A 15,309-nucleotide genomic window follows, 5' to 3' on the forward strand; every position below is an offset into this window, starting at 1 on the left:
CTCGGCCGGGAGCGGGGGAGGGGGGGGGGGGGGGGGGGGGGAAAGCGCGGGCGGGAGCGAGAGGCACCCGGGACTGAGAGGGGCAACGCCAACCCCGAGCCGGGTCTCGGCGACGCGCGAACGCAGCACCGTGAGGGCGTCGACCAGCTCCGTGTGCACGCTCGATGCCACCGCGCCGCCCTCCGGCTCAGTCCCGCGTCAGCTTGCGGTACGTCACGCGGTGCGGCCGGGCCGCGTCGGCGCCCAGGCGGGCGACCTTGTTCTCCTCGTAGGACGCGAAGTTCCCCTCGAACCAGTACCAGTTCGACGGGTTCTCCGCGGTGCCCTCGTAGGCCAGGATGTGCGTCGCGACCCGGTCGAGGAACCACCGGTCGTGCGAGACCACCACGGCGCAGCCGGGGAACTCGAGCAGCGCGTTCTCGAGCGAGCCGAGCGTCTCGACGTCGAGGTCGTTGGTGGGCTCGTCGAGCAGGAGCAGGTTGCCGCCCTGCTTGAGCGTGAGCGCGAGGTTGAGACGGTTGCGCTCACCGCCCGAGAGCACGCCCGCCGGCTTCTGCTGGTCGGGGCCCTTGAACCCGAACGCCGCGACGTACGCCCGCGAGGGCATCTCGACGTTGCCGACCTTGAGGAAGTCGAGACCGTCGGAGACGACCTCGAACAGCGTCTTCTTGGGGTCGATGCCGCCGCGCGACTGGTCGACGTAGGAGATCTTGACGGTCTCGCCGACCTTGAGCTCGCCGCCGTCGAGCGGCTCCAGCCCCACGATCGTCTTGAACAACGTCGTCTTGCCGACGCCGTTCGGGCCGATGACACCCACGATGCCGTTGCGCGGGAGCGTGAAGCTCAGGCCGTCGATGAGGACGCGGCCGTCGAAGCCCTTCTCGAGCTTCTGCGCGTCGAGCACGAGGCTGCCGAGGCGCGGGCCCGGCGGGATCTGGATCTCCTCGAAGTCGAGCTTGCGCGTGCGGTCCGCCTCGGCGGCCATCTCCTCGTAGCGGGCGAGGCGCGACTTGGACTTGGTCTGGCGGCCCTTGGCGTTCTGCCGGACCCACGCGAGCTCCTCGGCGAGGCGCTTGGCGAGCTTGGCGTCCTTCTTGCCCTGCACCTCGAGGCGCTGCTGCTTCTTCTCGAGGTACGTCGAGTAGTTGCCCTCGTACGGGTAGAGGCGGCCGCGGTCGACCTCGCAGATCCACTCCGCGACGTGGTCGAGGAAGTACCGGTCGTGGGTGACCGCGAGGATGGCCCCGTGGTACTGGGACAGGTGCTGCTCGAGCCAGAGCACGCTCTCGGCGTCGAGGTGGTTGGTGGGCTCGTCGAGCAGCAGCAGGTCGGGCTTCTCGAGGAGGAGCTTGCACAGCGCGACGCGACGGCGCTCACCACCGGAGAGCACCGAGACGTCGGCGTCCGGCGGCGGGCAGCGCAGCGCGTCCATCGCCTGCTCGAGCTGCGCGTCGAGGTCCCACGCCTCCGCGGCGTCGATGGCCTCCTGGAGCTGGCCCATCTCGGCGAGCAGCGCGTCGAAGTCGGCGTCGGGCTCGGACATGAGGTTCGAGATCTCGTTGAACCGGTCGAGCTTGCCCTTGATCTCGGCGACGCCCTCCTCGACGTTGCCGAGCACCGTCTTGCTCTCGTTGAGCGACGGCTCCTGCATGAGGATGCCCACGGTGTAGCCGGGCGAGAGCCGCGCCTCGCCGTTCGACGGCTGCTCGAGGCCGGCCATGATCTTGAGGATCGTGGACTTGCCGGCACCGTTGGGGCCGACGACGCCGATCTTGGCGCCGGGCAGGAAGTTCAGGGTGACGTCGTCGAGGATGACCTTGTCGCCGTGCGCCTTGCGCGCCTTGTACATGGAGTAGATGAACTCAGCCACTGGCTCTTCGTCCGCCTCGGTGCTCGGGGGTGTGTCGAGGGAGTGCACGGAACGGGCCTCCCGGCCGCGCGCGGTGTCGCGTCGGCAGCCGGAAGGCCCGGGCCCTGCGGTCCGGTGGCCCCAGCCTAGGCGATCACCTCGTACCGGTCAGTGCGAGATCCTCGTCGGCGCGCACGTCCGCGAGCGCGTAGAGGGCCGCGTCGCTCCCTCGCGCGCCGTCGAGCGCGTCGAAGCCGTCGCCGTCGCCCGCCTCGCCGTCCGCGGCGTCGGCCGGGGCCGCGTCGCCCGGGCTCGAGCGGACCGTGCGCATGTAGCGGGCGGTACCGAACGCGAGGTCGGGGCCGATCGCGATCGCGTCGAGCACGAGCGACGTCCGGGGCTCGCCGTCGGCGGTGCTCCACTCGTCGGTCGAGAGCCGGCCGTGCACGAGCACCGGGTCCCCCTTGCGCAGCGACTCCGCGACGTTGCGCGCGGCCCCGCGCCACGCCTTGACCGTGAACCACTCGGTGCGCCCGTCGACCCAGGTGCCGCGCTCGCGGTCGAACCACCGACGGGTCGACGCCATACGGAACGTCGTGAACGGGGTCGACGTGCCGCCGGCGCCCGACGACGCGCCCGGCGCCGCACCGCCCGCGGTCCCCGCCGGGGTCGCGCCCGGACCCGGGGCGGGCGTGGTGCCGGTGCTCGTGCCGGGGTAGTGCTTCGGGTCGGTGCCCAGCCACCCGACCAGCGTCAGGGTCAGCTCGTTGGTGCTCATGCGTCCTCCTCGGTGAGGGGCCGGCGAGCGCCGACCCTGTGGAGGCAGCGTGGCTCGCGGACTCGACCGGGTCGGCGGGCGACGACGCGGACGGTGAGCGCGGCGACGCGGGAGCGGACTGTGGGTGGGTGACGCCGCGATCAGCGCACGGTCGCCAGGGCCACGAGCTCGCGCACCCGGCGGTGCTCCGCCACGACCTCGGCGGCGGGCTCCGCGAGCCGCGTCCGCGCGACGGCCTCGAGCTCGGCGCGCCCCTCACGCAGCACACGCTCAGAGCGGCGGCGCGCGAGGGTCCGGCGCAGCAACCACGTGGCGAGGGCGAGCCCGAGCGCCAGCACCGCGAGCCCGGCCGCGACGGGCAGCGCCCAGTCCTGCGGCCCCTGCCCCACGGACCCCAGCTCGAGGCCGAGCCCGATCGACGCCGCGGCGACGGCCCCGACGCCCGCGAGCACCGCGAGCACGAACCCCGCGACGGCGACCCGCGAGCGCCGCGCCGCGACCGTCACCCGTGCGAGCGCGTCGTCGATCTCGAGCCGCAGGCGCTCCGCGGGAGTCACGCGCGCGACGACGTCGTCGGCCCACCGGACGGGGACCGTGCGGGTCACGCCCGCGAGCCAGCCGGCCCGCGCGAGCACCACGGTGTCGGCCTGCACGGCGCCGAACGACGGCACGGTCCGCGAACCGCCGCGCACGACGGCGCCGACGGCGTCCGCGATCGCCGGGAGCCCCGCACCCTCGGCGAGGACGTCGACGAGCTCGACCACGCCCAGCCGGCTCGGCGCGGGCTCGCGGTCCGCGACCTGGCTCGCGAGCAGCGTCGCCGCGTCGTTGAGCTCGGCGCCCGCACGCTCGGCGGCGACGCTGCGACGCCGGACCACCGCGGCGAGCCCGTCCCGCAGCTCGGGGACGCCCTCGCCGGTGTGCGCCGACGCGGTGCGCACGTGCACGCCGGTCAGGCCGTCCTCGACGAGGAGCCCCTCGACGTCACGGACCAGCTCGTCGTGCATGTCGGCGGCGACCGTGTCGATCTGGTTCAGCACGACCGTCATGGCCGCCTCGTGACCCACGAGCCGGCGCAGGTACCCCGAGTGCAGCGCGTCGTCCGCGTACTTCTGCGGGTCCACGACCCACACGAGCAGGTCCGCCATGGGCAGCAGCAGGTCGACGACCGCACGGTGCGCCGGCTCGATCGAGTCGTGGTCCGGGAGGTCGAGCAGCACGAGCCCGCGCAGCGGCGCCTCCGTGTCGCCGTCGAGGAGGCTCTCGCGCTCGATGCGGCGTTCGCCCTCGACCCCGAGCCAGTCGAGCAGCGCACCGCCGCCCTCGCCCCACACGCACGCCGTGACCTTGGACGTCGTCGGACGCTTGACCCCGACGTCCGCGAAGTCGAGCCCGCAGATCGCGTTGAACAGGCTCGACTTGCCGGAGCCCGTGCCGCCGACGAGCGCGACGATCGTGTGGTCAACGCCGAGCGCGAGCCGCTCGCGCACGCGCCCGACCGACGCCGCGACACGCGCCGACACCTCGGGGTCCAGCCGGTCGGCCCCGACCTCGAGCGCCTCCTCGAGCTGCTCGACACGGAGCGTCAGCGCCTCCGTCTCGGCACCGTGCAGCGTCCCGTGCACGGTCGCCCACCCCGGCAGCGTGCGGACCGTCTCGGTCCTCTCGGTCATGTGAGCCCCTTCAGGACGGCGAGGCGCAGGCGCAAGAGCGACGACGCGTCCTCCGCGAGGTCGGGCTGGTCGAGCAGCGCGGCGGCGGCGGCACGCTCGAGCTCGACCTGCCCCGCGGCGCGGTCCGCGAGCTCGTCACGCAGCACGTCGCGCGCCCACGTGCCCGCGTCGCCCAGCAGGTCCTCGAGCAGGAAGCGCGCGGGCTCGAGCCCGGCGGCGGCGGCGAGCGCGACCGCCGCGATGCCCTGCTCCCCCAGGGCGCGCTCCGCGAGCTCGGCGCGCCGGGCCGCACGCGCGACCTCCTTGGCGCTGCGCGGGTCCGCCGGGTCCCGTCCCTCGCCGCGTGCACGTGCGAGCGCCGCGCGCACGACCACGGGCGCCTCGTCGACCCAGTCGCGCGCGGAGCGCTCCGCGGCGGCGACGCGGGCGTCCTTGCGCTCCTGGGCCGGCCACAGCGCCTCGATCGACGGTCCGCCCACCGGGGCACCGGCGCCGGTCAGGCGCGTGCGGACGAGCCGCTCGGCCTGCGCGCCGGCCGCCGTCAGGTTCGCGGCGGCCGACCGGGTCAGGTCGCGGCCGAGCGGGCCGACGGCCTCCTCCCGGCGCCGGCCCGCGCGCCGCGAGCGGTGCACGCGGCCGGACGAGCGCACGACGTCGGCCAGCGGGCCGCCCGCCGCGGTCAGCTCGGCCCACCGGGCGCGCACCGCACCGTCGGCGACGACCCCGCCGTGCACCGCGGCGCGCGCGGCGTCGGAGGGGCCTGCCGCGGCCAGGTCGAGCTCGGCGGCGATCGCCTCGGCGGCGTCGGCCTGGGCCTGCACGGCCTCGGCGAGCTCGTCGACCCACGGGCGCAGGGCCGCGAGCGAGCCGCGGAGCGTGCGCCCGATCACGGTGCGGGCGCGGTCGGGGCCGGCGAGCATCGTGAGCCAGCGGTTGATCGGCGCGACGACCGCAGAGCCCAGCAGGCCCTCGTGCGGCCCGACGTCCGGCACCACGAACAGCGGCGCGCCCTGCATGCCGTGCGCGCGCAGGCGCTCGAGCAGGTCACCGCGCACGGTGGGCAGGGACGCCGGGGTCACGCGGTTGAGCACCATCGCGATCGACGCGCCGCGCGCGACGGCACCCCGCAGCACCTGCCACGGCAGCGCGTCGCCGTAGCGCGCCGCCGTCGTGACGAACAACCAGAGGTCCGCGGCCTCGAGGAGCCGGTGCGCGGACGCCCGGTTCGACTCGAGCACCGAGTCGAGGTCCGGGGCGTCGAGCAGCGCGACCCCGCGCGGGACGTTCGCGTTCGCCACGACCTCGACGGCCTCGAGGACCGGGTGGTGCGCCAGGAGGTCCTCGTCGTCCGGGTGGTGCACCAGCACGGGGCGGCGCGTCGTCGGCCGCAGCACGCCGGCCGCGGTCACCTCGGCGCCGAGGAGGGAGTTCACGAGCGTCGACTTGCCCGCACCGGTCGAGCCGGCCACGACGACGACCGCGGGCGCGGAGAGCTCCTCGAGGCGCGGGACGAGGTGGTCGGCGAGCTGGTCGAGCAGACGGGCCCGGGACGCGCGTGCCTCGGGGACGCCGGGGATGTCGAGGGGGAACCCCGTCCGCTCGACGTCCCGGTGCAGCACGCGCACGGCGTCGAGCAGCGACATCTGCGCCAGGGGCCGGACGAGCAGCTCCTCAGCGACTGCGGTCCCCGCGTGCGCACTCACGTCCCTATAGTCGCGTGCCGACGTGAACAGGCCAAACGCACGCGCCGCAGCGACGGCGGCAGCTCCGCCGGGGCGCGTGTCGACCGTCACAGGACCGAGCGCGTGCTGCGGACCCGGCCCGGACGCACCGGTCGCGGGCGGGCGCGGGCCGAGCCGATACGGTAGGCGCGAGAGGCCCGGCGGCCCGACGTTCCGCGTGAGCACCGACGGCCGGGCCCCGCCCTCATAGCTCAATGGATAGAGCAACGGCCTTCTAATCCGTAGGTTGCAGGTTCGAGTCCTGCTGGGGGCACCTGACCTGGACTAACGCTCTGCGTGCTCCCCTCGACAGTCGTCGAACCCCCGGTTACCCCCCTGATTGCTCGGCGACCCGGTACCACGGCGCTTCTCCGCGCGAGGCTTGACTCTCCGCCAAGCGTCGCTTCGCCAAGTGCACGACCTCCGGGCTGGGCTGACCGCCGTATCCGGAAGCCGTGATGTCGATACCGCCGTCCGAGCGTCGCGTGAACTTCACGATCCCGCCAGCAACGGGCACCTCGTAGCGCTTGATCGACTGCGCGGCAGCCCTGTGCGGCGCCGTGGACCGCGACGATAGAGGCCGCCCCGCTCCCGATCGATCCCTGCCGGCGATGCTCGACGCAAGCCCGAGAGGGAGAGTAAGGACGAGGACCAGCAGGGCGCAGACCCAGTAGGCGACCGTGTCGAGGATCGGTATCCCAACGAACAACATCAGGAGACCGAAGCCCACCGATCCCGTCGTCCAGTAGTCGCCGGGGACAGGCAGACGACCCCCGGTAAAGGCGACAACGGTGAACCACAGTCCCCAGAGCGTCGCCAGGCCGACGCCCACCACGGCCACAGTCCCACCGATGCCTCGTGCGATAGATTCCGACCGGCTCATAGCGCCAAAGGTAGTGACGCGACCCGGCGAGATCGGTCAAACCAGGATAACTACACCCTTTCGGCCCTAGAGGACGGCGGCAGCTCGCCCGTCTGCGAAATCCGATGCCATGTACACGTCCTGCGTCATCGAAGGCTGCGAGTGACCGAGCACCGTCGCGACGGCCCGCGCCGAGAGCCCGCTCTGATCGAGCATCGTTGCAGCGGTGCGCCGGAACGTGTGAGAGGTCGCCCACTCCAACCCCGCGCCGTCGAGCACGCGACGGATCGCACTGCTCGTGTTGCTCTGGTCCCGCACCTTCCCGCGCGGCGACGCGAAGACGACCCCGGCAGCGCTGGACTCGCGCGCTAGCCGCTCGATCAGTAGCGCGACCACCCAACCCGGCAGGTGCACGACGCGAACGCCCGCAGCGGTCTTCGTCCGCTCCTGCACCTTCATGCCGCCGCCTTTGGCGACTCCCCCAGCCTTGCGCACTAGCGTCGCCTCGATGCGCGCAGTGCCGTTCGCGAGGTCAACGCGGTCCCAGCGAAGCGCAGTCGCCTCACCGACGCGCACACCGGTGCCGAGCATGAAGGCGATGAGGTCGGCAACGTCAGCACCCTGGGCGTAGTCGTCCGCCGCTACGTAAGCGAGCAGGGCATCCCGCTCCGCCCGCGTAAGCGCCCGCCGGTGGTCGCGTTCGCCGGGAACGCGCTCGACATAGGGAACCTCAGTCTCTGCAACCGGGTTGGCGACGATCGCACCGTGACGGACCGCCGTGCGGAAGATGCCTCGGTAGATCGAGCGCACGGTCTTTGCAGCACCCGCACCGGACGACTGTGCGACGGCTGCCAGTGCGCGTTCAACGGCTGGGATGTTGACCTCGCGGACGGCAAGCGCGGCCAGCGCGCCGGGCTTGTGCTTGTCGTTGCCGATGACATGGCGGTGCAGCGCGTTGCGGTAGGTCGTCTTACTGGTCTCCGCCAGTCGTCCAGCCTCGACGTACTCAGCGAGCCACAGGCGCGCCACGTCCGCAACGCTGGTTTCGGGCGTCACCGTCGCCCCCTTGACCGGCGCTACGCGGTCCCGCACCGCCGCCTTGAGCGCAGTCTCGGCCTTGCCCTTGGTCGTGCCGTACCGCTCGATGTCGCGCAGCACCCCGTCCGCGTCGCGGATCTTGGTACGCGCACGCCATCGCTCAGCACGGACGCCAGTACCCGCTTGCGTCCACCTGCCAGCTTCGTCGCGCACCTGCGCCGTAAGGGCGATGCTTCCGGTCGTACCGAGCGCCAGTCGAGGGCGTGCCATGCGTCAGCTCCAGTGGGTCGAGCGAAGAAGCTTCACCGTAACCGATATCAGGGGAGCAGGTTGCAGGTTCTCGAGCCCCAGTTCCGGGCCACGGGTTCGATGCATCGCTCCCGGGTAGGGATAGCCCCGCCTCAGCGCTTCCATGAAACGCGTTCGTACTTCGCGGATCCGAACGTCGTGATTCGAGCTTCGGAGTCGCCCACCGGCGCATCCGGCATAGATTCGAACGTCAGTTGAATATGCTGCGCGGCTTCGGGGTCCATCTCCCAGGCCAGATCGACGACGCCATCGCCTGCGAACTTCCGCGCGCAATAAGCAACGTCCGCCCACCATTCAGGGGCGTCGCCGGCGACTACAGCCAACGCACTCACCCAGGCAACGGCGTTACTCGGTTCCGAGAACACCGCTGCTAGGAAGTACTCAACGCTCCGAGCTCCGGCGCTTTCGCGCTCAGCCGCCAGGCGCCATAGCGCCATAGGGCAAAGCAAGTCGTACTGCAACGCCTCGCCCGCGACCGTGACGCTCAGATCATCCACATCGCACATGCGCTCTGCCACAAAGTCGTCCCGCGACTGACGCGTTATCCCGGTCGAATCCACTAGGAACTGCACATAGCGCGCTTTGAGCCGGTACTCGGAATCCTCCAAGTCGTCAGACGAAAGAGTTTTCTGCAGAAGGTCGAGCGACTCCGTATAACGACCCGCGAAGAGCAACGCGTCCGCGTATAGAAGTTCTGCCGATTGGTCACCCAGCGCGACTGCCCTGGCATACTCGTCCGCTGACTTCGCATACTCGCCTGACAGGAACAACGCCCCACCAAGGTCCCGGCGCCAGTAGTCCCTGTCGCGATACGAGGGGTCGATCATAGCCGCTTGCTCGAACATTTTGACCGCGAATTCGGGTGCGCTTCCCAACGAACGTCGCGCAAGGTTATACGTGAGAATTGCGGCGGATGACAGATCGCCCTGCGCCAAATCTGACGTCGCCCACTCCCGCATGACGTCCACCACCAGGTCCCCCTCTGCCGAGTCGAGAGGTCGATCCAGGAGCATCGCGATCATCCCCGCGTGATCCCTTGTCGCTTCGTAGCGCCTCGCCCGATCGAGCACGCCTATCGCAGCTTCGCGCTTACCTCCACGCGCCAAGATGGTGACGCCATGCGCGAGGCCAGCACCGTGCAGGGACGGCGAGGTCTCTGCAACTGATTCGAGTACCGCTGCACCCTCTGCGGTAAGTCGTGCTTGATGTAGTTGCGTAGCAACTACGAAGAGAATGTCTGCCGCTAAGCCCTCAACCCGCTCCATCTGTCCGCGCGAATCAGACGGATCGCGCTCTCCGGAATAATCCAGCGTTTTCGGAGAACCCCCGGAGAGCTCCACCATGGTTCGCTGGGAAGACATCTTAATATTGATAGCCAAGACTGACGGCCTCGGCGAGGTGCGGAAGATCCCCGAGAATCTCCTGAGCGCCTCGCGTACGCGGACGACAACAAGCCCGGCGGGCACCCCCGCGATCGTGCCAGTGCCGACGCAATTAACTTGAATTGGTAACTTGTCGCGCTGATCCCGAATCGCTCGCGCCGCGAGCACTTCGCGCTCTAACGAAGCACTGAGCCCATCCGTCCATTCCTCCTCCGGGACAAATCTAACACCCACGCTCTTTGCGCCGTCGCGAATCGGAGTCGGGTCGATATGGTGAGCCCAACGCACCCACATCTGATTCGACCCGCTATCCCAAAGGCACAGCAACACCGGCACGTCCTGCGCCAGCCAGTAGCGCAACTTCTCTGCCTTGACACTGACACTCGGCTTGCCTTTGAAATCCCCAACACTCTTTAGCTGCACGGCGAAGCGCAGACCCGTAGCTTGGTCTCCTTCAAAAATCTCCACGTCGAGATCAATCCCGTAATCCCGATTTCGATCTTCGACCGACCAAGTCTCTGGCGCATGCGCGGAGAAGGCCACGCGCGATCGGGCCTCAAGTCGATGCTGCACCGGCCGACTGGGCATCTTGGCGTCGGCGCTGCGATCTGTGCTCTTCGGCATGGCCCTAGTGTGCCGCAGACCTCGGGGGTATGACCTCTGTCGGGTGACCGTACGCACCGCAAGGTGATAGCAGCGCGCTGTCTGCCACCTTCACCAAGTGCGCAGTAACGCAGAATGGACCCCCACCTCGGCGGCTCGATTGCCTATGAGGTGGGGGTCTGGTACCGCATCATTGCTGCTCAGGCGGGCTTTCTGACCCCTGCCGGTGACGGCGGCGGTAGTCACGTTGCTTGCAAGCGCTGCCGCAGAACACCCGGGAAACGGTCTGCGTCGGGTTCTCCCGTCCGCACTCGATGCACCGCCCGGCGTACCAGCGTTCGCGCTGCTCGGCGCTCCACGAGCTCATGCGGCCTCGCCCGGGTGCGTGACATGCCAGAAGGCCACGTGTACGAGCGAGAGTCCGCGCCCGTGCCCCTGCATGAGTCGCCGCTCGGCGGCGTCCCAACGGGCGTGGCAGGTGCGGCAGCGAGGGTCGTAGTGCTCCGGCTTGGCGCTGTACGGCCTGCCCGCCTCTCTGCCGGTGCTGTCGGCCTGCTCGTCAGGGTCAGCGTGGGCATAGGCCCAGTGGTCGGCGGGCTGTCCGCAGGAGACGCAGGGGTAGCCGCGTGCGCTGCCCCGGACGCGCTTGACCCTGCTGTGTGCGCCGTCGTAGGTGACGGCCTCGCCCCGGTAGCGGGGGTCGGGGTGTGAGCCGCGATCGGCACAGCGCGCAGTCGCGCCGCTGAGCAGGTTCGGCGTGCCGTAGGTCCGGACGGTTCCGCAGTCGCAGCGGCAGAGCACACGAGCTGAGCCCTTGAGCGTGCCCAGGTGCTCCACGACGACGAGAGAGCCGAACCGCTCCCCCGGCTGCACTCTCCCCGACGACGCCCGTGCCGGAGCCGTTGGAGGGTTCGCCTGCCGATGAGCTACGGCACGGCATCTGCTCTTGCAGAACTTTGCTAGGCGCGACCTCCCCGCGAGGCTCGCACCACAGTGCGCGCAGGTGCGCTTGTCAGGTGCATGAGCCACGGCCGGGCTCATCGCTGGCCCGCGTACGCGGTGAGGGTCATGCCCTGCTCAGCGGCGAACCGGTCGGCCCGCTCTACGAGGTTGACGGCGCGCTGCCGCTGACGCTCGGCGTAGGCGTGCGGGTCAGCCTGCACGGCGTCAGCACGGGCGCGGTGCTCTGCCGCCTGCACGAGCAGCCGGGTGACGTACCCGTGAGGGTCTGCCTCGCGGCGTGCCGTGCGCCGCTCGTGGCTGCTGCGCTTCGCGCGCTCTGTGGGCAGCGTCTGCGTGCGGGACGGGCATCCCGTCGCGCTCGCCATCACGGCAGGTGTGATCGTTCGGGGGTTCACTTGGGATGGGTCTCCGTTGTCTTGGTCTGGCGGTCGGCTGGGTCGTGCCCTGTAGCCGATCTGATGTGCGCGAGGGCGCACCTGCGGTGATGGGACCTGGGGAGGCTGAGGCGCACATCAGATCGGCACCTCGCGCCGCTAAGGGCCACGCCCACCCCCGCCCCGGTGGTAGGCGAGGCAGGGGCGGGTGTGGGTCGGTCAGGCGGGCTGGTGGTGGGCGACGACCTCAACGCCAGCGAGGACACCTGCCGAGCGGCCGTCCTGCTGGCCGTTCACGGAGACGACACGAGCCGTCGCGATGCGCCCAAGCCCACACGGGGTGCCGACGAGCGCCGCTATGGCAGCGGTGACCATGCCCTGCACGTCGTAGTCACCGATGCGCCGACCGCTGACGGGGAACGCGGCGACCTCTCCGGTGACCACGACGCGCCCCGGCTCGCTCATCGTGGCGTTGGCGCGCTGGGCTGTCGCCGTGCCGAACTGGACGCGGCCCGCGCCGAACCGCTCCGTGACGCCGCGCGCGATGCCAGAGAGCACCCCGTGCGCCTCCATCGGCAGCGCGTCCGGAGTGAGCGTCAGTGCGGGCAGCGGCGCGTACCCCGTCACGTGGAGCACCTGACTTGCCACCTCGGCGCCCGTGGGCAGCGTCGTCACGTCCGGGTCGCCAGCACCGATCTGCACGAGCGTGCCGCTGGGGGTCTCGCGGTGCTCGGGCTTGACCCAGCCTCGCCCGTCCTCGACGAGCTGGGCAACGTCGAGCGTGCCTCCGTAGACCGCGACGGCGACTCGTCCCGAGACGGTGCCCTCGACGTGATCGACCTGCTGCGCTCCGACCGCCCGCACGAGCACGGCCGGTGCTGCGGGTGGACCCGAGTACACCGCTGCGGCGACGGTAGCCGGCAGACCCGTGAGCACGCCGAGAGCATCAGCCACGATGGGCGCGAGGACACTCGCTGCGCCGCTCACGCGGACACCCCGGCCAGCACCGCAGCGACCGTCGCATCGGCGTCAACCGCCGAGTACGTCTCACCGTTGACGATCAGCGCCGCGACCGGGTTGCCGAACACACCCCGCGTCTTCGGCCGGACGAGAACCGGGCTGAGCGGATCAGCCTCCCCCACCATCAGCCCCGCATCGGACGCGACCGCGAGAGCGTCGGCCAGGCGCACGTTCCGCTCCTCGACCTGCGAGCGCAGCGTGACCAGCGCCGCCGTGATCGTGGCTCGCGCCTCCGCGACGTCCCCGGCCACCTCAAAACCCTGGCCCGCCGCGAGGGTGCTCGCAGTATCCGTAGCGACGACCACCGCATACGCGGCCTTAGCGTCAGCGAGCGCCTGGGTTGCGTGGTCGAGCAGCGCCGCAGCACGACCTGCCTCCGCCTGCGCCGACATCAGCTCGGCGGCGGACACTGACTCGTCCCCTGTTCGCAGTCGCTCGGACAGGTCAGCGCTCGTCGTCAGTGCCGCACTCGCGGCGCGCTCTGCGTCGGCGTGCCGCGACGTGGTTCGTGCCACGGTCTCTCGTGCTTCGTCCACGGCGCTGGGCTTGGTCGTTGCCGTGCTGGCCTTGCGTGTTGCTGTCGCCACTGGGCGACCTCCTTCGGTGATGTGCCCGCCGATGGCAGGGCTCGGCAGCGGCGACCGGTATTGGTCCCGCTGTAGTGCTGTGCTGGTGGGGCGCTCCGCGCCCCTCTGGTGCTGCCCGCTGGCGCCTGCTTCCTGAGGGCGCTCCGCGCCCCCCGGTCCTGCTCGCTGGCGTCTGCTTCGTGTGGGCGCTCCGCGCCCCTCGGAGGCAGGCACCCATCTACGCTCGCCGCTGCTCTTGGCTCTACGGCCTGGCGCAGGCACCCGGTGCGCGTACCGCGCCCGGTGCCCTGGCGCAGACGCTCGGGCCGCTGGCAGGCCCGGTGCTGTGTCTTGGGAGAGAGAGGAGAGACCGGATGGTGTTTGCGCAGGTCACGGCGTCGGACTTGCGCGTGGGACGCCCGGGTTTCGGAACTATCCCGAGCGTGGGACGCCCGGGTTTGAGGGCTATCCCGAGCGTGGGACGCCCGGGATTTCAGGCCGCGACTTGCCCGAAGCCGCCCTGAGGCCGTGTCGGACAGGGCGACTTGGCGTCCTTGCGGCCGGTCTGAACGGCGAAGATCGGGTGCACCAGGCACTCCGACCACGACCCGGCTTGCAGCATCCCCGCCTCGACCATGCGGCCGATGGCCCGCTTCAGCGCGGACGCGGACAGCGGGGTCAGTTCCCCTGTGGTCATGTTCGCCTTGGACAGTAGGAGACGAAGCTCGCCCCGACGCCAGTGCGAGTGCCCGGACAGCTCGATCCTCGACCGCGCGGCGCTCATCAGTCGCAGGTCCGTGGACAGGGCCGGGTTCCGGGCTGCCGCATCGTCGTAGACGGTAGCGACGGCTGCCCAGGTCTCCGGAATCGACAGGCTCCGGCGACGGCTCACGCGAACACCTCCGTCAGACGCTCGCGCGACAGCTCGGCGTACGACCCGCTGGGCGCCTCGTCCTCGCGGTGCTCGGCGCTCAGGCCGTACTCGGCAAGGTCGAAGTACGCCAGCAGGTCGGGCGTCATCAGGTCCAGCCGGGTGGAGGTGGACCCGGGAGCTAGCAACCCGTGGGTGACGGCCTCCCTGACACTGGCTTCCGCCTCTGCGAGGGACACCCCCAGGTGATCCGAGAGGTAGCCGCCTCGCACGATGGCCGGGCTCGTCTTGGCGACGGCGTAGAGCAGCGTGCGGAGCATGGGGTCGAGCGGGTGCGCCTTGCTGCTGCGCCGCGATGTCCGCGTGGTGGTGATGAGTCGCTGGTCTCGGGCTCCGGCCCAGCCGCTCCGGGTCGGAAGCGTGGTGGTGATGGTCACTGCTACGTGCCTCGTCTCTGTGTAGTTGTGGTGCCGCGTCGGCCACGGCTGTAGTGCCCCGGAGCACCGCGAGGTGCCGATCTGATGTGCGCCTGAGCGCTCCCGGGTGTGCCGGTGAGGGTCAAGCCGTGGCGCACAGCAGATCGCCCCGGAGCGCCTGCCACGAGGGCAGTCGGTCGGCCTGTCCAGTGACCGATCGCCAGCCGTTCGGGTGCGCGATGGGCAGAGCCCCGACGAGCGCGGCGCACGGGGGACACGGCGGACGCTCGACACGAGCAAAACCCTGCTGATGACCCCAAGCGGCTTGGGCGGCGCAGGTCGAGCAGAGGCCGAACGCGGAGTACCGCGTCTTGGTCCGCTCCCAGCGCAGCGCCTGACCGAGCGTCTCAGGCGCGTCGCGAGCGACGAGCTGGCGTGGCATCAGTGCGCCGGTGTCACGAGCGAGGCCGCCTCGTACGCCTCAATGTCGGCCAGCCGGTAGCGGACCCGGAACCCGATCTTGACGTACGGCACGCCACGCCCCGCGCTGCGAGCGTCAGCGAGGTTGCTGCGGGAGACCTGCCAGCGAGCGGCGAGGTCGGTCTCACTGAGGAGCGTCTGACGCTGGGTAGCGGTGAGGGTTGCGGACATCGGGGTGTGCCTCCTGGGCATTAAGAAAGCCCCATGCCGGGCGGCATGAGGCTGGGGGTGCCCGCGTGAGCGGGTGCTGTCTTGGACGACCGGCAGGGGTTCGCCGGGCGGGGAGCGTTGAGCGCTCCGGGGGCGCGGTTCTTGGCGGGTTTCGCGCCCCCGGAGCGGGTGCACCGCGAGCAGGGGTCGCCCCCACGGTGCCTCTACTTGTAGGAGCCACGCCGTACTGGTGT

General features: G+C 70.9%; 13 protein-coding genes and 1 tRNA gene. 1 reads left to right on the forward strand and 13 read right to left on the reverse strand.

The features are described 5' to 3' along the window. Positions 1–187: 187 nt before the first annotated feature. From ettA to ACWFNE_RS15000, 4 genes are all read right to left on the reverse strand, one after another. Complete coding sequence (gene ettA / locus ACWFNE_RS14985; protein ID WP_452123224.1) at positions 188–1,870, reverse strand: energy-dependent translational throttle protein EttA; 1,683 nt, start codon at positions 1,868–1,870, stop codon at positions 188–190. Positions 1,871–2,003: 133 nt separating this feature from the next. Next, positions 2,004–2,627 carry a single-stranded DNA-binding protein gene (locus ACWFNE_RS14990; protein WP_452123225.1) on the reverse strand — a complete coding sequence of 208 codons (624 nt, stop codon included), beginning with the start codon at positions 2,625–2,627 and terminating at the stop codon, positions 2,004–2,006. Positions 2,628–2,767: 140 nt separating this feature from the next. Continuing rightward, positions 2,768–4,300, reverse strand: a complete 1,533-nt coding sequence (locus ACWFNE_RS14995; protein WP_452123226.1) for a GTPase — start codon at positions 4,298–4,300, stop codon at positions 2,768–2,770. Next, positions 4,297–6,003 (reverse strand): dynamin family protein, encoded by a 1,707-nt coding sequence (locus ACWFNE_RS15000; protein ID WP_452123227.1) that lies wholly within the window; start codon positions 6,001–6,003, stop codon positions 4,297–4,299. Before ACWFNE_RS15000 ends, ACWFNE_RS14995 begins: the two co-directional genes overlap by 4 nt. A 219-nt stretch (positions 6,004–6,222) precedes the next feature. Between ACWFNE_RS15000 and ACWFNE_RS15005 the strand changes: the two genes are divergently transcribed. After that, positions 6,223–6,295 (forward strand) — tRNA-Arg (locus tag ACWFNE_RS15005). A 54-nt stretch (positions 6,296–6,349) separates the two neighbouring features. Here ACWFNE_RS15005 and ACWFNE_RS15010 read toward each other — a convergent pair. From ACWFNE_RS15010 to ACWFNE_RS15050, 9 genes are all read right to left on the reverse strand, one after another. After that, complete coding sequence (locus ACWFNE_RS15010) at positions 6,350–6,904, reverse strand: hypothetical protein (protein ID WP_452123228.1); 555 nt, start codon at positions 6,902–6,904, stop codon at positions 6,350–6,352. A gap of 66 nt (positions 6,905–6,970) precedes the next feature. Beyond that, positions 6,971–8,041 carry a tyrosine-type recombinase/integrase gene (locus ACWFNE_RS15015; RefSeq protein WP_452123229.1) on the reverse strand — a complete coding sequence of 357 codons (1,071 nt, stop codon included), beginning with the start codon at positions 8,039–8,041 and terminating at the stop codon, positions 6,971–6,973. Positions 8,042–8,322: 281 nt separating this feature from the next. Continuing rightward, positions 8,323–10,236 (reverse strand): DUF4365 domain-containing protein, encoded by a 1,914-nt coding sequence (locus ACWFNE_RS15020; RefSeq protein ID WP_452123230.1) that lies wholly within the window; start codon positions 10,234–10,236, stop codon positions 8,323–8,325. A gap of 1,016 nt (positions 10,237–11,252) precedes the next feature. Continuing rightward, positions 11,253–11,543 carry a hypothetical protein gene (locus tag ACWFNE_RS15025; RefSeq protein ID WP_452123231.1) on the reverse strand — a complete coding sequence of 97 codons (291 nt, stop codon included), beginning with the start codon at positions 11,541–11,543 and terminating at the stop codon, positions 11,253–11,255. Positions 11,544–11,771: 228 nt separating this feature from the next. Continuing rightward, positions 11,772–12,539, reverse strand: coding sequence for a hypothetical protein (locus ACWFNE_RS15030; protein ID WP_452123232.1), 768 nt, complete (start codon positions 12,537–12,539; stop codon positions 11,772–11,774). Further along, positions 12,536–13,159, reverse strand: coding sequence for a hypothetical protein (locus ACWFNE_RS15035; protein WP_452123233.1), 624 nt, complete (start codon positions 13,157–13,159; stop codon positions 12,536–12,538). The genes ACWFNE_RS15030 and ACWFNE_RS15035 overlap by 4 nt, the downstream gene beginning before the upstream one ends. Positions 13,160–13,631: 472 nt before the next feature. Then, a complete protein-coding gene (locus tag ACWFNE_RS15040) occupies positions 13,632–14,030 on the reverse strand; it encodes a hypothetical protein (protein ID WP_452123234.1) in 399 nt (132 codons plus the stop codon). After that, positions 14,027–14,446 carry a hypothetical protein gene (locus ACWFNE_RS15045; protein ID WP_452123235.1) on the reverse strand — a complete coding sequence of 140 codons (420 nt, stop codon included), beginning with the start codon at positions 14,444–14,446 and terminating at the stop codon, positions 14,027–14,029. The genes ACWFNE_RS15040 and ACWFNE_RS15045 overlap by 4 nt, the downstream gene beginning before the upstream one ends. A 420-nt stretch (positions 14,447–14,866) precedes the next feature. Next, the gene (locus ACWFNE_RS15050; RefSeq protein ID WP_452123236.1) at positions 14,867–15,076 is read right to left on the reverse strand and encodes a helix-turn-helix transcriptional regulator; all 210 of its coding nucleotides are present in this window, start codon (positions 15,074–15,076) and stop codon (positions 14,867–14,869) included. Positions 15,077–15,309: the final 233 nt, after the last annotated feature.

Source organism: Cellulomonas sp. NPDC055163 (assembly GCF_053607065.1).

Bases quoted from the DNA above. Each gene is read 5' to 3' on its own strand.
- ACWFNE_RS15010 (WP_452123228.1), bottom strand. From the start codon at position 6,904: ATGAGCCGGTCGGAATCTATCGCACGAGGCATCGGTGGGACTGTGGCC.
- ACWFNE_RS14990 (WP_452123225.1), bottom strand. From the start codon at position 2,627: ATGAGCACCAACGAGCTGACCCTGACGCTGGTCGGGTGGCTGGGCACC.
- ACWFNE_RS15050 (WP_452123236.1), bottom strand. From the start codon at position 15,076: ATGTCCGCAACCCTCACCGCTACCCAGCGTCAGACGCTCCTCAGTGAG.
- ACWFNE_RS15020 (WP_452123230.1), bottom strand. From the start codon at position 10,236: ATGCCGAAGAGCACAGATCGCAGCGCCGACGCCAAGATGCCCAGTCGG.
- ACWFNE_RS15025 (WP_452123231.1), bottom strand. From the start codon at position 11,543: ATGGCGAGCGCGACGGGATGCCCGTCCCGCACGCAGACGCTGCCCACA.
- ACWFNE_RS14995 (WP_452123226.1), bottom strand. From the start codon at position 4,300: ATGACCGAGAGGACCGAGACGGTCCGCACGCTGCCGGGGTGGGCGACC.